The organism is Pseudoalteromonas mucoides (assembly GCF_049257175.1).
GTDB lineage: Bacteria > Pseudomonadota > Gammaproteobacteria > Enterobacterales > Alteromonadaceae > Pseudoalteromonas.
This window is the reverse complement of record NZ_JBMMUC010000014.1, coordinates 148,532-174,151: the sequence shown is the minus strand read 5'-3', so window position 1 is coordinate 174,151 and position 25,620 is coordinate 148,532. Positions and strand designations below refer to the sequence as shown.

Annotated in this window: 14 protein-coding genes and 2 pseudogenes; 13 read left to right on the top strand and 3 right to left on the bottom strand. The window is 39.6% G+C overall.

The genetic code is table 11. The features are described from left to right. Positions 1-433 precede the first annotated feature (433 nt). Positions 434-1,006, top strand: coding sequence for a hypothetical protein (locus AAEU30_RS16030; protein WP_421961356.1), 573 nt, complete (start codon positions 434-436; stop codon positions 1,004-1,006). Positions 1,007-1,079: 73 nt separating this feature from the next. On the opposite strand, the pseudogene AAEU30_RS16025 reads toward AAEU30_RS16030, so the two are convergent. Further along, positions 1,080-1,433, bottom strand: a pseudogene (locus AAEU30_RS16025) (group II intron maturase-specific domain-containing protein); the annotation flags it as partial. A gap of 354 nt (positions 1,434-1,787) precedes the next feature. Between AAEU30_RS16025 and AAEU30_RS16020 the strand changes: the two are divergent. After that, the gene (locus AAEU30_RS16020) at positions 1,788-2,807 is read left to right on the top strand and encodes a hypothetical protein (protein ID WP_421961355.1); all 1,020 of its coding nucleotides are present in this window, start codon (positions 1,788-1,790) and stop codon (positions 2,805-2,807) included. Positions 2,808-3,386: 579 nt separating this feature from the next. Then, positions 3,387-4,444, top strand: a pseudogene (locus tag AAEU30_RS16015) (transposase). A 374-nt stretch (positions 4,445-4,818) separates the two neighbouring features. Here AAEU30_RS16015 and AAEU30_RS16010 read toward each other — a convergent pair. Next, positions 4,819-5,433, bottom strand: a complete 615-nt coding sequence (locus tag AAEU30_RS16010; RefSeq protein WP_149592448.1) for a GntR family transcriptional regulator — start codon at positions 5,431-5,433, stop codon at positions 4,819-4,821. Between the two features lie 105 nt (positions 5,434-5,538). Further along, the gene (locus AAEU30_RS16005; protein WP_421961354.1) at positions 5,539-7,875 is read right to left on the bottom strand and encodes an agarase; all 2,337 of its coding nucleotides are present in this window, start codon (positions 7,873-7,875) and stop codon (positions 5,539-5,541) included. A 323-nt stretch (positions 7,876-8,198) separates the two neighbouring features. Here AAEU30_RS16005 and AAEU30_RS16000 point away from each other — a divergent pair, with 323 nt between their 5' ends. The 10 genes from AAEU30_RS16000 to AAEU30_RS15955 all read left to right on the top strand — a co-directional run bounded on the left by AAEU30_RS16000 (position 8,199) and on the right by AAEU30_RS15955 (position 25,169). Then, on the top strand, positions 8,199-9,794 hold the full coding sequence (locus tag AAEU30_RS16000) for an MFS transporter (RefSeq protein ID WP_421961353.1): 1,596 nt from the start codon (positions 8,199-8,201) through the stop codon (positions 9,792-9,794). Continuing rightward, positions 9,791-10,729, top strand: a complete 939-nt coding sequence (locus tag AAEU30_RS15995; RefSeq protein WP_421961352.1) for a sugar kinase — start codon at positions 9,791-9,793, stop codon at positions 10,727-10,729. The genes AAEU30_RS16000 and AAEU30_RS15995 overlap by 4 nt, the downstream gene beginning before the upstream one ends. 9 nt (positions 10,730-10,738) lie before the next feature. Then, a complete protein-coding gene (locus AAEU30_RS15990) occupies positions 10,739-11,827 on the top strand; it encodes a glycoside hydrolase family 117 protein (protein WP_421961351.1) in 1,089 nt (362 codons plus the stop codon). 11 nt (positions 11,828-11,838) lie between these two features. After that, positions 11,839-12,891 carry a UDP-glucose--hexose-1-phosphate uridylyltransferase gene (locus AAEU30_RS15985; RefSeq protein ID WP_421961350.1) on the top strand — a complete coding sequence of 351 codons (1,053 nt, stop codon included), beginning with the start codon at positions 11,839-11,841 and terminating at the stop codon, positions 12,889-12,891. Beyond that, positions 12,891-14,045, top strand: a complete 1,155-nt coding sequence (galK, locus tag AAEU30_RS15980; protein WP_421961349.1) for a galactokinase — start codon at positions 12,891-12,893, stop codon at positions 14,043-14,045. Before AAEU30_RS15985 ends, galK begins: the two co-directional genes overlap by 1 nt. Before the next feature lie 11 nt (positions 14,046-14,056). Then, positions 14,057-15,082, top strand: a complete 1,026-nt coding sequence (gene galE / locus AAEU30_RS15975; RefSeq protein WP_421961348.1) for a UDP-glucose 4-epimerase GalE — start codon at positions 14,057-14,059, stop codon at positions 15,080-15,082. A 5-nt stretch (positions 15,083-15,087) separates the two neighbouring features. Next, entirely contained in the window at positions 15,088-16,059 is a 972-nt protein-coding gene (locus tag AAEU30_RS15970; RefSeq protein ID WP_421961358.1) for an aldose epimerase family protein, read from the top strand. A 20-nt stretch (positions 16,060-16,079) separates the two neighbouring features. Then, on the top strand, positions 16,080-18,422 hold the full coding sequence (locus AAEU30_RS15965) for an alkaline phosphatase D family protein (RefSeq protein WP_421961347.1): 2,343 nt from the start codon (positions 16,080-16,082) through the stop codon (positions 18,420-18,422). Between the two features lie 245 nt (positions 18,423-18,667). Continuing rightward, complete coding sequence (locus AAEU30_RS15960; protein ID WP_421961346.1) at positions 18,668-22,129, top strand: TonB-dependent receptor; 3,462 nt, start codon at positions 18,668-18,670, stop codon at positions 22,127-22,129. A gap of 625 nt (positions 22,130-22,754) precedes the next feature. Beyond that, on the top strand, positions 22,755-25,169 hold the full coding sequence (locus AAEU30_RS15955; RefSeq protein WP_421961345.1) for a TonB-dependent receptor: 2,415 nt from the start codon (positions 22,755-22,757) through the stop codon (positions 25,167-25,169). Positions 25,170-25,620: the final 451 nt, after the last annotated feature.

The window sequence follows — 25,620 nt, the reverse complement described above, 5'->3', positions numbered from 1 at the left end:
TGAGATATTGATTCTTCATGGTCAGCAATGGCTTGACCTACTTGGTTAGTAGCAATATTTGATTCAACTTCGTGGCGAAGCTTTTTAAGTTGAGAGTAATTTAAGTTGGTAATGTGATGTAGTATATTTTGAAACTGCTTGGAAGCCATGTTGCACCTGCCGTTATTAGGTTTCATTATATTGAATATAGTTCACCAACACTGAAATACAGCATAGCCTTATTTATACAGTGTACGGCATTCTGTCTAATAACATTATTAAAAGTCGTTTTGGTGTATTTCAACAGCGGTGATTTTATAACATACGTAATTGCCTGTTTACATTGGAGTTGTTTAGTGGAATTATTCAGCTATGTAATATACGCCGTTTTGGGGTGTTATAAACCCCCAAAGTGGTGTTCAATAAGTTGTTATACTATTTCAAATGGATCTCTATGAAAAATTTTCTGTCTAATTATTTTAAAAGTTATGATACACCGTTCGATAATGCTTGGAAATACACATTAATTGGCTTGTTATTTTCGTTATGCCTTAGTGTTGTTAGTATTTTTTTAATTTGGTTTCTTAATACGCCAATATTTGACTTTAAAGGCTTTCTTTTTAAAATAATAGAGGAGTTAATCAAATTTAAGGCTCCAATAATACTAGCCATCGTCTCTATTCTTTTTCTTTGCTCTGTATTTACAAAAAATACAGGAAGAACAATCTTGTATGCTTTTGCTATAAAATTAGTAACATCATCTTATTTAGTCCTTTTAATTACTATTTGTATTTCAACTGCTATTGTAAAAAATAGCTTTTTTGAAGGTGAGTGGTTATTCAAACTTCCTTTTAGTAGTGAATACCCGATCATGACAGTTTTACTTATAATCGCAATATGGTTTAGCACTTGGTATATGGCCTTAAGGATGAGGTTGAAACGCAAAGAACAATTCATACCCACTGAAAATGAACAATTCATTGATGTCGTGGTACATTTACAAAACTTCTTTGCCAATAAAAAATAGTATAATCGGGTAGCCGGAGGTCTCTAACCTCCAGCCCCCACACCACCCATCATGCGGGTCCACAATGGGCGGTTCATCTCCCGTAATGAATATTGATCCAAATATCTCTCAATGACACTAAACCTTTTGACGCTAAATAGTCATTGCCTAGCGCAATGTTAATTCCTTTTGTTTTTGAGCTTCGACAAGGCCCCTTGCTGGTGATACCACATGCTATGGCGATTCGTTCACTAACCCCCAATTTCATTAAACTGCGTACTTTGGTTCGAGGTTTACGCCATTGTCGCCAGTAGCACATTCTTATCCTACGGCGGATCCAATGATCTAAATCCACGGTTAGCTGATAAGCGTTGGCTATCAGTTAATAGTGTCCCCAGCCGCATAAATACTGTGTGAGGTTATGAATTTGTAGAGTCATTGAGAGCCCTCAAAAAAGCGACCGTTAGATCACATTACTTCGCTATCTTGTGCTAGCTCGTATCCAGCCTACGCCTCATATGATGTTTTTGTTCATCAGCTCGCACTTACTTTTATAAAGAATGCTAGCGGCTTCCTCCAGGCTATCTCTCGCGATTTAGCCCTTGCCATTTGCGAGTGTCTATCGTTTAATAACAGTATGTTATTTAAACGGTGATCTTCCTACAGAGGACTTTCACCTCATAAGTCAATGCCCATGTCGGGCGTACAAAAGACGCGCTACACGGATTGCCTTTACGACGCTTCGCTTTGTAAAAGCCACCGGTGCGCTTTGCGTTAGTACATTAGGAGTTTACCTACATATATGGATATTAGACAAATATGTAACGAGTTAAATAGTAGATCTAAAAACTTCCAAGTTGGTAAGTTACAGAGGCTAAGATCAAAAATAAAAGATATATCAAGGCCTAAAACGTTAAATATATTTAGTGATCAAACCATTGATGAGGATTGGGCATTTCATTCCGGTGGACGCACAGAACTTCAGTTTAATATAGGCACAGAAAAAGAGGGATTTAGGTATGGACTAGCCCTTTCACTGCAATTAAGTCGAACACTTCCTGATATTTCAGATTTTGAAGTTAAAATACTACGGTTTAATGAGTATCTACTAGCAAATACTCATGATTTAGATAACATAAAAATGTGGGTGCACTCACCGAGTGGAAGAAGTGAGATAAAGAAAATATCTGAAATTAAACTGACTCACTTTCAGGAAGGAAATTTTATATTCTTTGGCCTCTTGTGTGATGCTGACAGCATTGATTACGAACATGTTCTTCAAACGTTCGATCAGCTACTTCCAATATATGAGTATGTTGAAAGCAATACATCTTTGAACGAATCAATACTAAGCAAGAATGCTAGTTTTACTTTTAGTGGATTTAGTGAAGATAAAAAACTGTATGGAAATTATAGCTCCCCAGCAAAGAAGTTTGAAGTAAAATTTAAACATAATGAACTTCAGCTTAAACTTTGTCAGTTACTTTCCAATAAGTATGGCGTAGTAAATGTTGGCGACGAGTGCTTAACAAAGTTTGGAACAAGGGTTGATGCGGTAGTTAAAAGTACTGAAGGTTTTATATTTTATGAAATAAAAACAAACTCCACTTTAAAGCTTTGCATTCGTGAAGCTCTTGGGCAGCTTTTGGAGTATGGGTATTGGGATTCTGATGTGGTCCCTCAAAAGTTAGTTGTTGTAGGAGATCATTCTGTAAATGAAGTGGCTATAAAGTATCTTCGAAAGCTTCGTGATGAGTTTAATTTACCTATTTATTATCAGAGAGTTGGCATTAATGATATCTCTCTTAGCAAAATGTACTAACACATATGAGCCTTAACTCTGTCAATAGGCAGTAGTGTTCTTTTTGACCGTTTTTATAAATTGACGGTCAATTCTAAACCAATAAACAAATTCGTTTACTTCGTCTGTCGATGCGGCTGTTAAGCAAGTTGCTTACGGAAAACACAAATAGGGTGCGTTACGCATTAATCTTTTATTGCGATCTCATCGCAGCCAGATTTTTCCCATATCCTTTTGGGATAGCTGGAGCGCTACGACTAAATGTATTTAGAAGGTAGAGCGAAGCAGGATGCCAGAGCCGAGACATTCATCGGTTAACCTGAACATAGCACTATTCAAGGCGGCTGGTTTCATCATTGTGATCCAGTTAGATTAAGGTGCGTAACGCAGTTATCAAGTCAGGTGTAAGCGACTTTGTTTAATGTATTAATGCACGCGTACTGAGCGTCTAATCAAGACAAGTGGCTTAGGTCTGTAGGCATATAATCAGGTTAAACTTTGTTGGTTATAAAGCAATAAACGAGACACCCATTATAAAGTTTGTATTTCGCCAATTTTTCACTAATGTTTAATTAGTATGAAAAACAAACAGGGTGAAATATGGCTACTGCAAGAAAACGTCAAGTAAGTTTGGCAGATACAAAGTACTATCACTGTATTTCACGTTGCGTTCGGCGTGCATTTTTATGTGGGGAAGATCATTTTACTGGCCAATCCTACGAACACCGCATAGGCTGGGTTGAAGATAAGCTATTAGAGTTAGCCAAGGTATTTTGTATTGATGTGTGTGCTTATGCCGTAATGAGTAACCACAGCCATTTAGTACTCTATGTTGATGATAAAAAAGCAAACAGGTTGAATGACAAAGCAATTGTTATTCGCTGGCATAAACTGTGTAAAGGCACCTTGCTAACGCAGAAATACGTGCAAGGTGAGAAGCTAAGCAAATCAGAGCTCATCTTTTTTAATCAAACAGTCAAACAATACCACGAACGTTTATCAAGTATTAGCTGGTTTATGCGGCTATTAAATGAAGACATTGCTCGCAGGGCAAATAGAGAAGATAACTGCACAGGCAGATTTTATTCGCTGCCATCCACGGCGCTCACCCTTCGGGCCGCCTAACGGCATTCAAATTTATTCCCTATAAATTTGTGGGAAGGGCCTTTCCTTTCGTTAAAGAGCAATCACACGCTTTATTAGGTGAAGCAGCACTTGCAGCTTGTTTGGCGTATGTAGACTTAAATCCGATTAGAGCGAAAATGGCTAATACACCAGAAGAATCTGTCCATACCAGCGTTAAAAAGCGGCTAATATACGCAAAAGGGTAAACAACCAAAACAACAACTTTGTTTTGCAGGTATGCGCGTCAAATTGTGCCAAAAGGACTACCGTTTGAACTTAAATCGTACCTTGAACTAGTTGAGCTAACAGGGCGAATAATGCAAGAGGATAAGCGTGGGTATATTGATAATCTGAACCTCCCTTTGCTAGAAAGGTTAAACATATCTCCAGAAAACTGGTTAAAACTCACAACCCAATTTACACGTGTATTTCATAGTGCCGAAGGGAGACCATCATCACAAGCAGGTTACTGTGAAAACTTAAATAGAAAACGGCGCGCGAATATTAGTAACAGTGAAAAGCTATTTGCATAAAACTTGATTTACTCATCAGAAAAAGTTGTTACTGCAATGGTGCAGTTGTTTCTATGCGTGTAGCTTAGGTTTAAAAGTGATAATGGCTTATTTACTGGATGAAATGAAGTAACGCAGCCGTAAAACATTAATTATTAAACTAAAAAATAAATATAAAAACACAGCTGTTACTTGTGAAATTAGAGTGGGTGTCTATTTAGCCGCTGACGCAAAGCGGTCTGACTTCAGCTTATCACTTATTTATCTTTAAAATGTCTTCTCTTAAGCGCAGCGCCTCATAATCTCTTTGTGAATAATAACTTAAAGGGAGGGGGTGGCTTTAAAACTAAAAAGCCGCTTTGCAGCGGCTTTGATTCAGCATAAAATTTATTTCATTACTTGATATTGTGTTTAATAGCTTTGATTGCGGTGGCGCTGTCTTGCGCTTTTAAGGCTTCAAGAATAGCGCGATGCTCGTTAACGCATTCAGAGCTTGAGGTAATACGCTTGTAGTTTAAGCGCATTCGCATAACGTAAGGGTACCAAATATTAACCAGCTCTTCGCCACCAGCTTGGTAAATTAAGTACTGGTGGAACGATATATCGATTTTTGTGACTTCAGTGTAATCTTCACGTTCAAGGGCATCTTGTAGCGAAGCTAATATATCTTCTAAGTCTGCGATATTCTGCTCAGTTAAATTGCCGTTTAGCTCTGTAACCGCATATTCTTCGATACTTCTACGTAGTTTGATCATTAACTTTTGCAGTTTAGGATCAAGTACGCTGTTTACTGATGCACCACAGTTATTTCGTGAAATCAATAAACCTTCTTTCGTCAATTGTAGTATTACATCACGAATAGGGCCACGTGATAGGCCAAAACGTTCTGCTAATTCTTTTTCATTTAATTTAGTTTGTGGGGGCATCTCACCAGAAATAATATCTGAACGTAGCTGTTCAGCTATTTGATCTTTTACAGATAAAATTTTTGTTGGTTTAGTTGCGGCCATATTTTTTCCTACGTTTATTTTATGCTTTGTTTTTCTTTACTTAGTGTATATAAAAAAAAGCGAATGGTCTATTGTCAACACATTACAATAGACCACTATTTAAGCTTATTTTTTAAATCGGCGCTCGTACATTTCATTATTCACAGTTTTTGCTGCTTCAACCATTTCAGTATAAGGGCGATCTGTGACTGTAATGAAACCAACATTATAGTTCTCTCCATCATAAGCTCTGCCTGTGATAGGTGAGTCTATGTATTGGAACCAATGAGCGCCAATAAAATATGGGTTGTCAAAGACTGAACGCATATAGTCAGTGTACATTTTTGCGCGGTCTTGTTGATTTGATGCATGTATAAGCCCTGGGTGGAATAGGCCAGAATCTAATGCGCCAACATGGAATTCACCAATAATAGTTGGCTTATCAAATTCACTTAAAAATTCCCACTTTTTAGGCTTGATGCCTTCTTTGTATGCATTAAAACTGATCACGTCAACATGCTTTGCTGATGCTCTAACGACTTCAATTGGCATGCCCCAATCAGGAAAACGCGCGCCTAAATACAAGTGATTAGGTAAATGTTTATCCATTGCCGCATCAACTACACTAAAGTATTTGTCGGCGTAGGCGGTTAACATGATTGAAAAGTCAGCAAGTTGATCGTTGTTTTTAACGTCCACTTTCACGCCTTTATCAAACTCCTCCCATGAGGCTAAATTTAAATGCCACACTTGATTGAGTTGATTAATATCAGTGTATTTTTGCTTCATTAAGCGAGAAAACTCAGCTTTAGTTGGCACTGTAGCAGCATCTCTACCCAGTGTATTGATCACAATTCCGTAATGGCTCTGTACAGAGTCAGGGCGGCCAAAGCTTTTTTCGTTATCAATAAACACGCCCACTGCCCAAGGTGAGTTTTTAACCTCTTTTGCGACGTTCTCGACTGTTATATTGGCACGCTCTGCAAAATGGGGGTCAAATACGTCAGGCATTGCTCCCCAAAAATCATTACCACTTGAAACGGTTTTAAAGTCACCGATGATCCAGCCATTAGCAAAGTAGGGCACTTGTTGATTATCGTAGTAACTTGGATCTGTCCAATTCCCAAGTGAGGTGAAGCCCCACGTTATCATGCGTTTTAATGTTACTTCACGCCATTTCTGCATATAGTCGCTATTATTTTGACCATATTTGCGCTCTAGGTTGGCAGAGTAAAAGCTGTAAGTTTCACCATGGGCTAGTGGGCCTGAGTGAGCACTTTTACGATAGCCATAGTGCTTACCCATTGGCTCATCATAACTTGGTAACCATTCAAACAAATCTTTACGTACTTGTGATGCGACAAAGCGACTTGGTAGTGCTTCTTTATTAACTCGGTTTAAGCCTTTTGAGTCTTCAGGTGTTAAGCCTGATTCATTGGCACTTTTAAATAGGGATTGGTCAAAATCATAGCCCGTCAACGTGGTTGAGTTAGCAAGACGAATAATATCTAAACCGGTTGCCAAATAAAGGTAACCATCTGGGTCGACTAACGACCATTTACCATTGTGTTTTGCTGTTCTAAAGTAGCCCGTGCCTTCTAGCTTCGGACCCTGTGCCCAGCCGCCAAAGCGAGAGCGTTCTGCTGGACGCTGTGATAGCAGCTGTTGTGCTTCTTGTTTTTTATCTTCGATTAACTCAGCTTCCGAGTCTACTTTGTAGGCAAAGTCTTGTTTTGCATTCTGACCGAACTTATCAACAATGTGGGTTAAAAATTCAGTATCGAATTCAGGGTTAGTACGTAAATCAATTGATTTTATTTGTAGTGCTTTATCATGCAGCGCACTTTGTACACTCAATGAGATTTTGGTGATACCTTTTAGATTTAAGTTCTTTTTACCCCACATAGAGATAAACTGAGTTTCGTCTGACTGCCAGGTCGCAGGGTTTGAACGTAAGCCTGAGGTAAAGTTAAGCTCAACACTTTCATCACCATCAGGTGTAGCTAAATCATGGCCGTCTAGCTTTGCATAATATGTATGAAAGTCCCCAATAGGGACATTGACTGTACGGGTGTAATTGGCACCGTCAATATCAGAGATATCTAAGTATACTTGTACGGAATGCTGGCCAGGGTTTGCAAGCTCAAATGCTATATTAAAATCTTTGAACTGGCTCCAGTCCCATGGCGTATCGGGAGTAAAGGTGACACCTGAATAAAGATTTTGCTCTGAATTAAACACAATATTTAAAATATTATCGTTATTAGTGACCTGAGCACCGCTGGTTTTTATTTTAACCGCCGTGTCAGCCGTATGCTGTGCATCATCTAATAGCTGCAGAATGGTTCTACTTGTGGTTTTTGTTTCGGCTGCCACGGGCTCTGACATGCTGTTAGTCTGCTGATTACATCCAGTGAGGGCAAGTACCAGTGCTGTTACAGCTAGATTTTTTTTATGTTTCATTGTTGTCCAACCTTATTTAACTATTTAACACACCATACACGAAAAATAACAAATTGAAAATTGTTAACAAAGTGCAATTTGTTTTATTGCTGTCTTTAAAGGGTAATTAATTGATTTTAATTAAGTTATAAGATTGCGGAAAATAAAAGTACAAAGCTAATTTACTCGTTTTTTAAAAATATATGTTGCATACGAGTTAATTATGAAATAATCTCAAATTACTTGCTCATGGTTAATTGTTAACAATTTTAAGGGTTGTATTCTCTGATTGTTATTTCTCAATTAATACACACAATGATAACAACAAAATTGGATAAAGATGTATGAATGGTAGCAACCGTAATGTGTTCTTTTTCGCTCTGGTAGTCGCCTTTGGCGGTTTTATTTTTGGCTTAGATGCTGCTTTGATCTCAGGAACGGTTCGTTTTGTCTCTGCTGAATTTAATTTAACTGATATACAAATAGGCACTGTGGTCAGTGCGCCTGGTTTTGGAGTGTTATTTGCTCTATTGATTACAGGATATATATGCAATGTATTTGGTCGTAAAAATACGCTAATAGGTATTGCATTCATTTATATATTTTCTGCTATTTCTTCTGTATTAGCGCCAAGTTACGAAGCGTTAGTAATTGCACGTTTTATCGGCGGTTTAGCGTTTACCTCGTTATCAGTAGCCGCGATGTATATTGGTGAAGTGGCCCCAGCTAAGTATCGTGGCAAGTTGGTTTCTATGATTCAAATAAATATTGTGGTGGGTTTATCTGCGGCCTATTTTGCAAACTATCTATTAGTTGAGTTATCACAAAGCAATTATGAATGGGTCAGTAGTTACGCTATGCAAGAAAATTTATGGCGTTGGATGCTTGGCGTTGAAGTTATTCCTGCACTTATTTGGTTTTTATTGTTATTTACTATTCCACAAAGCCCGCGTTGGTTAGTTATGAAAGGCAATGAGACACGTGCTAAAGCTGTGTTATTACGCTTAACTAAAAGTAGTACTGTGGCCGATGAGCAACTGCGAACAATAAAATCAAGCTTAACTGACTATTCAGATAGCAGCAGTTATTTAGCATCTTTTAAACAGCTGCTTGATAGTCGTGTTCGTGCTGCGGTGATAATTGCGTTAACCATTGCATTGGTTCAACAAGTAACAGGTATTAACGCCATAATGTTTTATGCACCAACAGTATTTGAACAACTAGGTGTGGGTACTGATGCGGCGTTTTTAAATGCAGTTTTAATTGGTTTAGTCAGTATTGTTTTTACAGTTGTGGCGATTTTATTAATAGATAAATTGGGTCGTAGGCCGCTAGTTATTGGTGGCTTAGCAACGGCGACTCTGAGTTTATTCATGTGTTATATCGGCTTTAGTCAAGCTGAGTACAGTTTATCAGCAGCGCATATCGCAGAATTTTCAAGTTTAAATACAGTGACTGGCTTAGAGCAATTAATTGGTCAGGTGTACCACAGTGATGTTGAGTTTAAACGTGCATTAGCCACTGTATTCTCTGCAGCACAGTTACAAGGTTTTGAAAGCGACTTGATTCAACGAGCGGCTACAATTAATGCTCCTCTTATTTCGTTTGGTATTGCAGGCTTTATAGCAGCATTCCACTTTTCAATTGGGCCGATAATGTGGGTTATTTTTTCTGAAATATTTCCAACCCGTATCCGTGGTGTTGCCATTCCAACGTTTGCCTTTATTGCCAGTTTTGTGAGCTATTTAGTTCAGCAGTTTTTCCCTTGGCAGTTAAATAACTTTGGTGCAGCGAATATCTTTTTGTTCTACAGCATTAGCGGTGTGATTGGCTTTATATTGCTTTATAAAATTATGCCTGAGACAAAAAACAAATCGATAGAAGAAATTGAAGAGCAGTTAGCCGGTGTATCAACAAAAAAAGCATTGGAGGGGGCGTGAGTACCTTATTAGCCATTGGCGAATGCATGGTGGAACTTGTGCCTAAAGGGGTGAGTGAATGCCAACAGTCTTTTGCCGGAGATACTTACAACGCATTAGTGTATGCCAAACGTTTTGCAGGGCAATTAAATTGTGAGCTTTTTAGCGCTGTTGGTGAAGATATTCTAAGCATCAATATGCTTAAAAAGTGGCAGCAAGAAGGGATCAGTAGCAAACAAGTGATCCAAACGGCCGACCATAATGTGGGTATCTATGCTATCTCAACAGATCAGCATGGAGAGCGTAGCTTTGACTATTGGCGTAATCAGTCTGCTGCGAAACACATGATGGAGTTATATGAAAAACAACCGTTTGATCTTGGTTTAGGAAAAAGCGACTGGATATTTTTTAGTGGCATCAGTTTAGCCATTCTTAATGATGCGTCAAAACACGTATTGCTGGATTTATTAGCCAGTTTAAAACAACAAGGCTGCACCATTGCGTTTGATCCTAATTACCGTGCGCGTATGTGGCAATCAAAAGCGCATGCAATTGACTGGTTAGAGCGTGCATATCAAATTAGTGATCTAGTGTTGCCAGGGCTTGATGACCACTACACTTTATTCGGCCATACCGATGCTAATGATATTGTTGATTATTGCCAACAGTTTGCAATTGATGAAGTGGTGATAAAGGCAGGCAGTAAAGGCATGCAGGTATTTTGCCAAAATAACTTAACAGCACAGTGCTCTTTTAATCCAGCACCACAACAAGTGGATAGCACGGCGGCAGGCGACTCTTTTGCTGGAACTTACTTAGCAGCCAGGATGACTCACCACGAACCACAATCCGCATTACATATAGCTGATAAAGTTGCCTCACAGGTTGTGCAACATCAAGGCGCCATTTTACCTTTTGACGTTTACCAAGCGCTTAATTTAAGCAGTGCAAAGTAAGGAATAGATATGTCTGATAATCAACAAAAATTAAGTTTAGCAAGCCTGCGAGCAATTGAGAGAGGCTATGATCAAAAAGGCCCACAATGGTTAACCGAGTTTGATGTAACGCCATTAAAAGGTGACTTTGCATATCAAGAAGGCGTTATTCGTCGTGATCCATCATCAGTTTTATATATTGATGGTGTTTATCATTGTTGGTATACCAAAGGCGAAGGTGAAACCGTAGGTTTTAATGCGAATGACCCAGAAGCAAAGGTATTTCCTTGGGATTTGACCGAAGTGTGGCATGCCACTTCAAAAGATAGTATTACGTGGCAAGAGCAAGGCGTGGCGATTGCGCGTGGTCAAGCCGGTCAATACGATGATCGAGCTGTTTTTACGCCTGAGGTCTTTGCTCATTTAGGTAAGTATTATTTGGTTTATCAAACAGTCGAAACACCTTATACCAACCGTCAATATGAACATATTGCCATTGCACAGTCAGATTCACCTTATGGGCCATGGCAAAAGTCACCTGCGCCTATTATTAGCCCAAGCAAAGACGGTGTGTGGTCAGGTGACGAAGACAACCGCTTTGCAGTGAGCAAAAAAGGTAGTTTTGATAGCCATAAAGTACACGATCCGTGTTTAGTTTTTTTCCAAAATAAATTTTACCTGTATTACAAAGGTGAAACGCAAGGTGAGGGCATGAACTTTGGGGGGCGCGAAATAAAACATGGCGTAGCTATCGCTGACAATGTGTTAGGGCCCTATGTTAAATCTGAATACAATCCTATCTCTAACAGCGGTCATGAGGTAGTCGTGTGGAATTTTAGAGAGGGAATTGCCAGCCTGCTGACGACCGACGGTCCTGAAAAAAATACCATTCAATTTGCTAAAGACGGTATTAATTTTGAAATTATGGCACACGTTAAAGGTGGCCCAGAGGCTATTGGTTTATATCGCCCAGTAAAAGGCTTTGATGAAAACCCAGCACCGGGAATAAGTTGGGGACTTTGTCATAAATACGATGCCAGCTGGAATTGGAATTATATTTGCCGCTTTACACCACGTAAACAAGTGCTTGATGCTGGCACATTTCAAAATAGTAATTAAGGTTTGCAGTAATGAATAATCAAAATAGCCAATTTGACCCAACTGAACATCCACATCGCCGTTTTAATCCTTTATTAGGGGAGTCAGTATTAGTCTCACCACACCGAGCTAAGCGTCCATGGCAAGGCCAAGAAGAAAGTGTTGATCATGAAATAAAACCAGCTTACGACGAAAATTGCTTTTTATGTAAAGGTAACACGCGCATAAACGGTGAAGTAAACCCTGATTATGAAGGAACGTTTGTTTTTACAAATGATTTTGCAGCACTACGTGAAGATGTGCCCGATGTCGCGTTTGATGATCCTTTATTTAGTATGCAAACTGAGCGTGGAACAGCACGGGTAATTTGTTTTTCGCCCGATCATTCAAAAACCTTGCCTGAGCTTTCGATTAGTGAAATAACCAATGTAGTGGATACTTGGCAACAGCAATGTGCAGAGCTTTCGCAAACTTACCGTTGGGTACAAGTATTTGAAAACAAAGGTGCTGTGATGGGCTGTTCTAACCCGCATCCACATGGTCAAATTTGGGCTCAACATCAGTTACCTAGTTTAGTTGAGCGTAAGCACGCTAACTTACAGAAATACACTCAACAGCATGGATCAAACTTATTGCTTGATTATGCCAAACGAGAAGTTGAATTAGATGAGCGCGTTGTTTGTATTAATGACGATTGGTTAGTGGTTGTTCCTTATTGGGCAGCATGGCCATTTGAAACACTCCTATTACCTCGCTTTTCCATCACTAGAATGACTGACTTAACAGCATCACAGCAAGTTAGTTTGGCTGAGGTGATCAAACAAATAACGGTCAAATATGACAATCTATTTCAATGTTCATTCGCTTATTCAATGGGTTGGCATGGTGCGCCATACGATGATCAAGATGATTCATTTTGGCAATTACATGGCCAGTTTTTTCCGCCATTGTTGCGCTCTGCAACTGTTAAAAAGTTTATGGTGGGGTATGAAATGATGGCCGAAGCTCAGCGTGATATAACGCCAGAACAAGCGGCAACAATTTTAAAACAGCAATCACTGACGCATTATAAAGAGGTGAAATAATGAACATTGAAAGCAATGCCCGCAACGCGTTTTTATCTCACTACGGACGTGATGCTGATTTTGTTGTAAAAGCACCGGGTCGTGTAAATTTAATTGGTGAACACACCGATTATAACGATGGTTTTGTACTGCCTTGTGCCATTGAATACGCCACTTATATTGCCGTTGCCCCGCGTACTGATTCAACTGTAAATGTATTAGCCCTTGATTGTAATAATGAAGTTGACAGCTTTAGCGTAGGCCAAGAACTAGCTCATCATCAAACTCAAAGCTGGAGTAATTATGTGCGCGGCGTGGTTGATGAATTACAAAAACGCGGGCATCAATTAACGGGCTGCGATATTTGTATTACTGGTAATGTGCCACAAGGTGCAGGGCTTAGCTCGTCGGCTGCACTGGAAGTGGGAATTGCTTATGCCTTTAATCACTTATGCGATTTATTTATTGAACGTAAAGAAATCGCCAAAATTGGTCAAGCGGCTGAGAACAATTTTGTAGGCTGTAACTGCGGCATTATGGATCAACTAATTTCGGCTTGCGGTCAACAAGGTCAAGCTTTAGGAATTGATTGCCAGTCTTTAGATTTAATTGAAGTGAGCATTAATGAAGGTATGACCATCATGATGATCAATTCAAATGTAAAACGTGGTTTAGTTGATAGCGAATACAACTTACGCCGCGAACAATGTTATGCCGGTGCAGAGGCATTTTCAAAGCCAAGCTTACGTCATGTTTCAATTGAAGAATATGAAGCTAATAAAGCGCAATTAGATGAGCAAGTTGCAAAGCGCGTTGAACACATAGTGTATGAAAATACGCGTACGTTAGCTGCGATGCAAGCATTTACTGATAACGATATTGGTCGGTTAAGTAAATTAATGGCACAAAGCCATGCATCGATGCGCGATTTGTTTGAAATTACTACACCAGAAATAGATACCCTTGTGTCAATAATTGACAGTGTATTGGGTAACAAAGGTGGAGTACGTATGACTGGTGGCGGCTTTGGTGGCTGTGTGGTGGCGTTTGTACCAAATTGTATGCTCGAAGAAGTTAGTGCGGCAATTGAAGCTAATTATCAGCAACAAACCGGTATTAAAGAAACTATTTATACCAGTTTACCTGCATCTGGCGTGTCAATTATTCGAGCATAAAGGTGGTTGAAATGGAAAAAGTACTTGTTACCGGAGGCGCCGGATATATTGGTAGCCATACCGTATTGAGTCTATTACGAAGTGGCTTTGAAGTGGTTGTTATTGATGATTTAAGCAACTCGAGTCGTGAATCATTAGTGAGAGTCGAAAAACTAGCGCAAAAGAAAGTAGAATTTATTCATGCCAGTTTATTGGATGAAGCTAAACTAAAAGCAACATTCAAAGCTCATAATTTTACTGCTGTTATTCATTTTGCTGGTTTAAAAGCCGTTGGCGAATCGATGCAAAAACCGCTTAGTTACTATCAGAATAATCTGTTCTCTACCCTTAACTTGTGCCAGTGCATGGCTGAATTTAACGTCGATAAGTTAGTGTTTAGTTCATCAGCAACAGTTTATGGGGAGCATGCAACGCCGCCTTATACGGAAGAATTACCGCTGAGTCGCGCATCCAGCCCTTATGGTCAAACCAAAGTAATGATTGAGCAGATGCTGCAAGATATTGTAAAAGCAAGCTCGTTACAAGTTGCAAGTTTACGTTACTTTAATCCAATTGGTGCTGATCAAAGTGGCTTAATTGGTGAAGATCCTTTAGGTATTCCTAATAATTTAATGCCATTTGTAGCGCAGGTTGCAGTAGGTAAACGTGACAAATTATCCATTTTCGGTGGTGATTACCCAACTGAAGATGGTACTTGTGAGCGTGATTATATCCATGTGAGCGACTTAGCCAATGGGCATGTTAAAGCACTGCAATGGTTAAACCTTCAGCAACAACCACTGTACGAGGCATTTAATTTAGGCACAGGTAGCCCGTTTTCAGTATTAGCTATTGTGAAGAGCTTTATACGCCATACTGGTGTTGATATTCCATTTGAAATAGCAGCAAGACGCAGTGGTGACTTAGCTGCTTTTTGGGCTGATGCTAGTAAAGCAACCAATATACTCAATTGGCAATGTGAATATTCCTTGGCTGATATGATGAAAGACACATGGCACTGGCAAAGTAAAAACCCCCAAGGCTTTTTAAGCGAGTAACAGTGATGCAGACAATTACGCTCAAGCAGCCCAATGGCCTAAAAGTAACATTAAGTAGCTATGGTGCCACCATTAGAACAATTGAAGCGCCTAATGGTGACCACCTTGCTTTGTGTTATGACAATGAAGCCGATTGGCTAAGTAATAGGGCCTATTTAGGATCAACAGTAGGTCGTGTAGCTAATCGCATTGCTGATAGTAAATATCTCGGTGAACAACGTGTTGTCAATCTTGTGTCTAACGAGGGAGCTAACCAATTACACGGAGGTAAAAAGGGCTTAAGTCATGTTAACTGGCAAGTTCTTGAACACGATTATATCAATAACAAGGTGGTTTTTCGCTATGTGAGCCCTGACAACGAGCAAGGCTATCCTGGTCAGGTTGAATTTATTGTGAGCTATCAGCTTATTGATAACCAGTTGGTGATAACAATGCACGGTGATCCGAGTGAAGTCACGCCAATCAGTTTAACTAATCATATCTATTGGAATTTAGCACTGAGTAATCATCATGACATTACTGAGCATTTCGTGAAATTACCCGCTAGATTACGGCTGTTAAAAAATGAGCAAAATATTGCAAGTGGGGAGTTTGCTAATGTTTATGATAGCCATTATGACTTTGCAGAATTTACCAAACTAGGCTCAGTTTTAACAGATAATGGCTTTGACGATTATTACTTATTAGACCCTCAAGGGACTCAGCAATTACAACTTCATGGCTCTATTGCTGATAAAAAAACTGGCTATCAAGTTGATATATACTCAACTGCACCTGGTTGTCAGTTCTATACAGGGTTTTACCTTGACCCACAATTCAAACATCTTGATGGTCAACAATTTGGGCCTTATATGGGGTTGTGTATAGAGCCACATGAATTACCCAATGCGGTAAACCACTCCCACTTTTTAAGTACGTTTTACGCACCAGACAAACCGTATTATCAGCAAATAAAATACAAAATTCAACTTACATAATAATAAATAAGAGAACTCAAATGAAACGGAGAAACTTTTTAAAGTTAAGTGCAGGGTTAATCGGTTCTAGTATGTTGTCTGGTTGCGCTGGATTTTTTGCATCATATCGCGCAGAACTTGCATCAACATCTCCTCTAGATAATTCGAGGTTTGAGGAACAAATCTGGTTAGGTAAACCATTTTGGGCGAATCGGTTACAAGATTGGCGACGTATAGGTAACGAATTACAGTGCACACGAGAAGGTAAAAGTTTTGAAGCCCGTACTGTGTCGTTATTAACACGTCAGCTAAATAACACCTTACAAAGCGCACGTTTAAAGGCGACTGTACGTAACTTAACCCCCGGTAAAGAAGGTTTTTGTGGTTTTTTATTAGGCATAGGTAAAGGTGAGCTAACACCGAAAGCTGCTGCACTAGCTCAGCGAGCTGGTGGGGTTAACGGAGGAATAATAGCTGCGTTTGATAGTTCAGGTAAGCTATCTTTTCGTCAGTTTGACGATGAAAATAAGTCACTCGAGTTTACAACAATAAATCGAGATTTGTTTAGTTTAAATCAGTATCAGGATGGTTCATCTATTACCTTGGACTGTCAACTTGACCCAACTGATGCAAATCATTTTGACATTCGTCTAGCAGCGATTGACTCAGCTACAGGGCAAGAACTTGGCTTTGGTGTTTTACACAATGTTGCTGCAGATAAATTACATGGTGGAATATCTTTATTAAGTTCATCTAACCCTTACAAAGACGGTGCGTGTTGGGGGTTTAGTAATATTGAAACTGGCGGTGAAAAAATCACTGAAAACAATCGTAACTCATTAGGGCCTGTTATGGGCTGTATGTACACGGTTAATAAACATGAATTACGTATGACTTGTCAATTAATGCCTGTTAATTTAGATATAACCAAACAATTACGTCTAGAATTTAAATCTGAAAATGAACAGCGTTGGCGAGCTGGAGCCTCTGGAGTTATTGAAGATGGATTTGTAGCAAAGTTCTCATTAAATAACTGGGACTATTTATCGACCTATCAGTACCGCATTGTTGATGATGCTGCTCCAGATACAACGCTTTATTCAGGTTTAGTTGCAAAAGATCCGCAAAATTCCAAAGAATTCAAAATTGCCCTTTATTCATGCATTATCCCAACATCAAAAAGTTTAGATAATACCAATTATACTCGTCTAATAGCTAAAGAGCGTGATATAGGTCGTTATACTAAGGACAACATTTTATTCCCTCATACTGAGCTTGTTGAAAATGGGGCCTTTCATGAACCCGATATGTATGTTTTTTGTGGCGATCAATACTACGAAACGTATCCAACACGCTATGGACGTGATACCAAAGATGCAAAACTTGACACACTCTACAAGTGGTATCTGTGGTATTGGGCATTTGCACACAGCATTAAAGATAAACCCACTATTATTTTGGCCGATGATCATGATGTGCTGCAAGGAAACTTGTGGGGAAATAGTGGTGAAAATTCCGACATGCTAAAAGAAGCCGATGGCGGCTTTAAGTGGGATAAAGATTTAGTACGCATGATATACCGCATTCAACATGGGCATAACCCAGAACCTTACGATGCAACCCCCATTAAATACGGTATACCAGTAGCGTATGCTGCGTTCGAATATGGCGGGATAAGCTTTGCCATTGTGGAAGATCGTAAATTTAAATCACCACCTGATTATAAAGTAGATAAATTAAATACCACAGGTGAGTTACTTGGTGAGCGCCAAGAAGCATTTCTAAAAGATTGGCAAACAATGCACCCCGGCAAACCTAAAATTTGTATTACAGCTTCTATATGGGGTTCTCCTCAAACGGATAAAAATGGCCACCCGTTGATAGATCATGATTCAAATGGATATCCCGCGGATGGGCGAACACGTGCCGTAAAGCTTGTAAGTGATGCTAACGCATTGGTCATTGCCGGAGATCAGCATTTAGGCTTGTTAGCCTATCAAGGGATTGATAATTACGATGATGGCAGCTTGTTTTTTGCGGGCCCAGCCAGTGCTGCATTTTGGCAGCGTTGGTTTGAACCAGCAGTTCAATTACCTAATCAAAGAAATAATGATAAAAATACAGGCGATTTTATTGATAGTTTTGGTAATAAAATGCGTGTTTTAGCTGCAGCAAATCCAAAAGTGAGTCACCAAGATTTTGCTGAGCAAAATAATTCATGGGGGAAATTTTTGGCTGATAGAATGCTTAAAAGTGAAGGCTACGGCATTATTAAAGTAAATCATCAGCAACAACACTATCAGTTAGAGTGCTGGGAATGGAATACCAACCCTGCAACAGGTAAACAATTTGCAGGTTGGCCATATGTTAAAAATTTTAACTGATTTAATTTATAAATTACCTCCAATAATTAGCGTCTGTAACGAGATTTTAGCTTTCTAGTCTATTTAAAAGTTAATTTTTAGAACAAATAGATACCGTGCGAGGTTGGTTGTAGTTGCTGCTTCGCATTTTTTATAATTAAATTAATATTGTTAACAAAATACAGTTGACAATGAATTGCATCTCATACTATTGTTTACAAAATGATAACCTGACAACATAATAAAACCTTCAACGGGGAACACACATGACAACCATAAAGAAAACTTTCAAATTAAGCGCATTGACAGCTGCGCTATTTGCTTCGAATTTGATTTATGCACAACAACAAGAAAATGAAAAAACAGAAGCTGAAGATGATATTGAGATCATTGAAGTAAGCGGTTTAGCTGCAAGTGTAAAAAAATCAATAAACGATAAACGCTTCGCTGAAAACGTGGTTGATTCAATTAATGCTGAGGATATTGGTAAATCGACAGACCAAAACATCGCAGATGCGCTATCGCGTGTAACGGGTGTTTCAGTACAGACTGTCGATGGCGAAGGCGCACGAGTGACTGTTCGTGGTGCTAACTCTCAGCAAAATAATATTAGTATGAACGGTGTACAGCTAGGCTCGACGGGTTATAGTCAAGGGGTGGATTTATCGCAGTACTCATCAGATATTTTGTCTAAGATTGAAGTTGTAAAAACTCCAAGTGCCGATCATGAAGAAGGGGCATTAGGTGCGAATATTAACTTAACCACAACAAAGCCACTCGATTTAAATTATGAAATAAACACAATGACGCTTGAAGGCCGTTACAACGACCTGTCAGAACAAGATAACTATAAAGTGTCAGGTACTTTTTCTCGTAAATTTTTTGATGATACGTTTGGTGTGGTTGTTACAGCTGTTAAAGAAACCAATGCTTATCGTAAAGATCAATACTCAGCCAAAGAGTGGTATGCTTTACAGTCTCCTTTAGCGAAAGATACAAATGGGAATATCGTTGAAAATGCTGTCGGTATTACACCGCGTACAGTTCAATATCAATATCATGAAAGTCAAAATGATCGGGTTAATTTTAATCTAGGTTTACAGTGGCGAGCGTCAGAAAATACCGAACTTAACTTTAATGCTATTGTTGGTAAGCAAGATATAAATAACTCGATGCATGGCATTAATACTCGCTCAGTAGAGACGAAAAACTTAGTGGAAGGTGAAGACCCTGGCTTGGCAGGTGTAACTGCTGAGTTTACGGATCCTGAGCAAGACTGGCGTACCATTGATTTAGAAACCAATACATTTACTAAGTTTGTTAACCGCTTTGGCAGTGGTGGTTTGGTACAATCTGAAGGGGATTTTGAAAATAACAATCAAATATTTTCTTTAGATATGAAGCATAACTTCAGTGATTCACTAACAATGGATGCGGGTATTGGTTACTCTAAAACTGAGCAAGTCCCCAATAACTCTGTGTATGTGGCATTACAAAATTTTGCCAATATTAGTGCGTGGAGCTTAAAAGGTGTACCGCCAGAAGATATGGAGCCTGTAGGTTATGATTGCACTAGTGGTCAGTGTAATTTAGTAACCGGTACTGGTTTGATTGACTATGGCGAACATAACACCTTTGGTGATCCAGAAAGCCTGTGGGATAACTACAGTACTACAGGGTTTAATCCGGACGAATTAGATGCACAGCATTTATCATATATGGGCAGAACCTTAAATACGGTTGAAGATGAGCAAAAATCATTATATGTAGATTTTGATTACGTTCTAGATTCAGATAACTTTCGTTCTTTAGAGTTTGGTGCTAAATGGTCTAAACGCACTAAGTATGTTGATGCACAACAGGGCTCGTTTAACAATGTAGGCGAAGGGGTTGTAATAACAAACCCAAATACAGGTTTACCAGCCGTGTTAGGCAGTGGCTTACGTGATATAACCGGAGCCATGATTACTGATGGCAATGAGTTCCCTGTTGATGATTTTATGGCGGGCCTTGGTTATGGACGCGACAATGTTACTGACGGCTGGAATAGTTTTTCAGCTTTCAAGGCGTTTGAAGTTGCGTTAGGTAGCCCTGAAGTTGCATTTGAAACAGATGACTCAAATACAAGAAATACAGAATTAGACAACCTTGCATTTTATACCAAACTTAACTTTGAGTTACTAGATGGCCGTATAACTGGTGATGTCGGTGTTCGTTATGTTAAAACAACGGTTGAAGTTCAAGGTGCATCAGGTGTGCAATTTGCGTTTGACCCTTCAAATAATGCCCGTTTAATGGACCCATTTAAGCTTGCTGAACTGCGTGATTCAAGTTTACCGCTGTGTGCAGCAACTTTGTTTTATGGTACGAATTATAATGAAGAAAGTCGTTGGTCTAGAACGGATGGTTTGGGTTATGACACCTTAGGAACCAATGATAAGACTGATGATGTTAGGATCCCAGATCAAGGTCCGTGTCATGATCCTAATGCAATTCAAGGGAACCCAAATGAATCTGAATGGTGGTTATGGCGTCACTCTGATGTGTCTACAGAAAAGCACTGGATTTATGGTGAACGTGTTTATGATGAAGCAGGTAATTTATTACCAACGGAGGATAGAAGCTTACGTTCATTTGCTGTTACGGATGAACACGAATATGATTTATTCTTACCGAGTTTAAACTTAAATTATTTATATAGTGAAGACACAATCATTCGTTTTGCTGCATCAAAAACCATGGCGCGTCCACAAATTGATTCTCTTCGCCCTGGTTTTAAAGTTAGAGAAACACAATGGGGTGGTGAAAACCGTAATAACTCGATTACATTGACGAATCCTAAACTAGATCCTCTTGAATCATTTAATCTAGATTTATCTTATGAATGGTACTTTAACAAGTCAGGTTTATTAGCGGCTACGTTGTTTTATAAAGATATGACTAACTTTGAAGAGTCAGAAACAATCGTTACTTACATGGATGATTTACGTGACGTAGGTTTAACAGAAGGCGAAACCTATGATGCAAATGATCTCGTTCTGATTGCCGGTCAAGATAGTTTAGAAGGGTGTATGCCTAAACGTTTCCAAGGTGGCCAGGATTATAAGTTAGACTGGATGTATTCAGGTGATTTAGAGCAAATGTGTGCCAAATTTAATACTACCCGTATTAAAAATGGTAAAGGTGCGTCTATCAAAGGTCTAGAGCTACAATACATGCAAACCTACGACAACCTACCAGGTATTTGGTCTGGTTTAGGTATGCAGGCTAACTATACTTATCAAGATTCAGAGTATGACCAAGAAGTTTCTTCTATCGATAGCAGCGTTAAAGTGCCATCACTTGCTGTTGCTTATACACCTGAACACAGCTACAACTTAACGGGTTTCTGGGAGAAAAATGGTCACCAATTACGTTTATCGTACCAAGGTACAACGGATCAGTTAGTGCAACGCTCTTGGGAGAATGGTTCACTTTGGGAAGAAGGTCGTCAAACCCTTGATTTCTCAGCAAGCTATAAAGTGAATGATAATATCAGTGTTTCTTTTCAAGTCGCTAATTTAACAGATGAAGGTGTTAGACAATATTTCACTAGCCGATTCTTACAAGCGGGCGGTGTTACTTTTGATGAAGGTAGCCCACTTGAAGGTGAAGCAACTAAGTCACGTACGGTTTATCAATATCATACAGGACGTACATTTAGATTAAACACTCGTATTAACTTTTAAAAACTTATGGCTCACAGCTTTGCTGTGAGCCTATTAAACAAAACAAACAGCTACAAATTCAGCCTTAAAGTTCAACATCTCCTAATCTTTTGGCTATATTGGAAGCAACTATTATCAATTTCATAGTCGTAACCAACCTTTTCAAGTATTAGTTTTATCTGTGCTACATATGATTCAGAAAACACTTTGTCGATATTTTAGTATAGGGTGGCACAGGCGAAAAAAGCCTTCTTGATTTCGCTACGCTTTGTTAAATAGATATAGCCTTACCTTTAAGGCTTCCATGCAAATGGAAAGGCTTGTCACCACGTCAGATCTAAAAAGCAGCTCTATATCTTCAGCAGCAGTTTTAAATGCTACTAGGCCGTAAATCGAGTTTTTATTATTCGTAGGTATCGTTATATTTTTATTTCGAAATCAATATTTAACATATTATATCTCATTGTTTTATAGGGTTAATATATTTATTTGTTAAATTTGTTGCATAAATGTGTTGATATTTTTGACTTCGAAGTCTATTTTGTATTAATGCATTTTCAATTAATACAAGCTGTTTACTGTAGTAATTGAAAATGTAGGTTTTGGGGAGAACTTAATATATTTTATAATCGGGAGAATAATTATAATGAAAGCTAAATTTACAACGACTCTCGTTCATTTTGCTGTGACTACCGCTATTGCAGCAACCACAATGAATGCCCACGCAGCACAAGAGCCTGAATCGGCACAAGTGCTAGAACAAGTTAAAGCAGAAGTTAAAGAGCCTGCCATTGAGCGCATAGCGGTAACTGCAAACCGACGATCACAAGATCTGCAGGAAGTATCATCATCAATTACGGCATTAGGGGAAGGCGATATTGCCCGTGCTGGTATTATTGACGTGACGGGTCTTGAGCAGGTTGTACCTGGCTTACGTATGGGGTCATCGGGTGGTGAGGTTCGCCCTGCTATGCGTGGCGCACGTACAAATGAAGTAGGTGTAGCTGGCACCGGTATTGCCGAGCAAATTGTAGGTATATTTCAAGATGGAATTTATGTACCTACTACTTCATCGGGCTTAGGTGCGCTGGTGGATGTACAACGTATAGAAGTATTACGTGGGCCGCAAGGTACGTTATATGGCCGTAATACGTTTGCGGGTAGCATTAATATCATTACGAACCAACCTGTTTTTGATGATTTACTGGGGAGTGTAAAAGTTGAAACAGGTAGTTATAACCGCAGCGCTTATGAAGGTATCATAAATATCCCTATGAGTGACACGGTGGCAACCCGTTTTGTAGTGGCTTCTGATCGCCACGATGGTTATATCAATAATTTGGTCATTCCAGGGCCTTCGGATGACCTACGTGAAAAAAATCAGTTTTATATGCGTAACGTTACCAAGTGGGAACCAGACGAAAAGTTTAATGCCACAGTACGCTTTGACTATTCACGTAAAGACTCAAACTCAGAAGCTATTTGGGGTTATCAGCAAATAGCGGGCTACCAAATTGAAGAAACCTCGCCGGGTTCGGGTGTATTTAACACCACGCCTACAGTAACCGAGGGGCATATTTATCAGCCAAGTGATGCGCAGCACGAAGATCTTGGCCCGTATGATGTTTACCGCAATGGATTTTCACTTGATAAGCAAGAAAGCTTTTCGACCACATTAGCACTTGAGTGGTATACCGACTTTGCTGATATTAAATGGACCACTAATTACTCAACACTTAGTGGTAAGCAATATTACGATAACGACTACAGCGATGGCGGTATTGATTTTGTGGGTGGCTTTGGCCGTGAGGATGACCAAAAAACTTTATCCTCTGAGTTACAGCTTGCCTCTAACGACGATGGTGATTTTTCGTGGATTGGTGGCCTTTACTACTTTGATCAAGAAGCCGACTGGAGCTGGTTATCGCATACAGATACCACAGGCGACGGTATATCTGACTCTGTTGTAGTGCCTTCGTGGGGGAACCCTGATTACGACCCTCATACGGCTAAATCAATTGCGGCGTATGGACAATTACGCTACCAAGTAACAGAAGATTTGCGCGTGGTAGGTGGGTTGCGTGTAAACCAAGACGACAAAACATTTACTGGCGATACAATACCAGATTGGGATGATTCAGCCCTGCTTTATAAAGCGGCTGCCGAGTACGACATTAATAACGATATTATGGTGTATGCAAGTGTAGCGACAGGCTACAGAACCGGTGGCGCTAACGACTCGCGCGTTGTAGCACGTGGTGCGGATCCACTTTATGATAACGAAGATGTTATTTCCTACGAAATGGGAATGAAGAGCTATTTGCTCGATGGCGCAATGCGTGTAAATCTTTCTGTATTTATGAATGAATACGAAGATGTAAAAGCACAGTTATTTGCAACTTCATGTAACGATACAACCACTGGCGATACGGTTTTAGAGTGTGTATCTGCAGGCACAGCCACTACATTTGAATACTACGAAAATGGTGGTGATGTAGAAACGGTAGGCCTTGAAGCAGATATACAATGGGTACCAATAGATAGCTTAACGCTAACAGGAACTTTATCGTTGCTAGATAGTGAGTTTGCAGATGGCTACGCCGTTGGCAACGAGCAATTACGCCCGTTACTGGCACTGGGTAACCAAGGTGGCCGCCAAGACATTAACGACAATGCTAGTCAGTTTAGTTTTGAAGGCTGGAGCCCGGCTATGGCACCTGAGTACAGTGTTGGTTTATCGGCTCGTTACGAGTTTAGCTTGGGCGGAGATTCGTACTTAGTACCGTACATTCAAATGAATTACCTCGACGATTACTACGCGTTTGATACGAATATTCCAGAGGTGCAAGTAGATGCGCATTTAATGGCTGATGCACGCTTAACGTGGTACATAAACGACAGTGTTCAAGTAGAAGCGTACATTAAAAACATTGGTGATAAAGCTATTTTAACCCGAGGCGTAGTGCACTCACAAATTGTTGACGGTTTACCTGCCAACTCAGTACAAGCTAACTGGAGCAACCCACGGACGTGGGGCGCAAGCTTAAAATATCAGTTTTAGAGTTTCCGAAAATAGCCGCAACGGTCATCACTTTCAGCCAGCTATTTATTAGCTGGCTTTTTTTATTTTAAGCTCGTGGTTAGCCTTACTATTGTGCTTAACAAGCCTTTACTTGTATCCATTAAGTGCGCCTTTATTAGCTTTATATTGGAAGCTTAATCCTCTGAGAACTATAAATTTCGGCCATGTTCAGTGTTTCTTTTTGCAAATACTTTTTTCACTGTCATTAGAGCGTGTTGACCTTTGTGGATTGAAATTTGTTCAATCTAGGGGCGATTTAATCGCGGCGCGAGGTTTGTAACCTAGCGGGCTAAGTAAAAACCGAGCAAAGCTTCCGCGTCCTGCTCACGCCCCTTACCTACAATCCATGTAGGCAACAAAGAGTTAATCGCCCTAGGAAGAACCCTTTGGGCAGCGCATGTTTGGCATTTATACTACGTTATCGCCTATT

What these genes read in the sequence shown, in the direction of transcription:
- AAEU30_RS16030 (WP_421961356.1), top strand. Translation starts at nt 434, where the DNA reads ATGAAAAATTTTCTGTCTAATTATTTTAAAAGTTATGATACACCGTTC.
- AAEU30_RS16020 (WP_421961355.1), top strand. Translation starts at nt 1,788, where the DNA reads ATGGATATTAGACAAATATGTAACGAGTTAAATAGTAGATCTAAAAAC.
- AAEU30_RS16010 (WP_149592448.1), bottom strand. Translation starts at nt 5,433, where the DNA reads ATGGCCGCAACTAAACCAACAAAAATTTTATCTGTAAAAGATCAAATA.
- AAEU30_RS16005 (WP_421961354.1), bottom strand. Translation starts at nt 7,875, where the DNA reads ATGAAACATAAAAAAAATCTAGCTGTAACAGCACTGGTACTTGCCCTC.
- AAEU30_RS16000 (WP_421961353.1), top strand. Translation starts at nt 8,199, where the DNA reads ATGAATGGTAGCAACCGTAATGTGTTCTTTTTCGCTCTGGTAGTCGCC.
- AAEU30_RS15990 (WP_421961351.1), top strand. Translation starts at nt 10,739, where the DNA reads ATGTCTGATAATCAACAAAAATTAAGTTTAGCAAGCCTGCGAGCAATT.
- AAEU30_RS15985 (WP_421961350.1), top strand. Translation starts at nt 11,839, where the DNA reads ATGAATAATCAAAATAGCCAATTTGACCCAACTGAACATCCACATCGC.
- galK (WP_421961349.1), top strand. Translation starts at nt 12,891, where the DNA reads ATGAACATTGAAAGCAATGCCCGCAACGCGTTTTTATCTCACTACGGA.
- galE (WP_421961348.1), top strand. Translation starts at nt 14,057, where the DNA reads ATGGAAAAAGTACTTGTTACCGGAGGCGCCGGATATATTGGTAGCCAT.
- AAEU30_RS15970 (WP_421961358.1), top strand. Translation starts at nt 15,088, where the DNA reads ATGCAGACAATTACGCTCAAGCAGCCCAATGGCCTAAAAGTAACATTA.
- AAEU30_RS15965 (WP_421961347.1), top strand. Translation starts at nt 16,080, where the DNA reads ATGAAACGGAGAAACTTTTTAAAGTTAAGTGCAGGGTTAATCGGTTCT.
- AAEU30_RS15960 (WP_421961346.1), top strand. Translation starts at nt 18,668, where the DNA reads ATGACAACCATAAAGAAAACTTTCAAATTAAGCGCATTGACAGCTGCG.
- AAEU30_RS15955 (WP_421961345.1), top strand. Translation starts at nt 22,755, where the DNA reads ATGAAAGCTAAATTTACAACGACTCTCGTTCATTTTGCTGTGACTACC.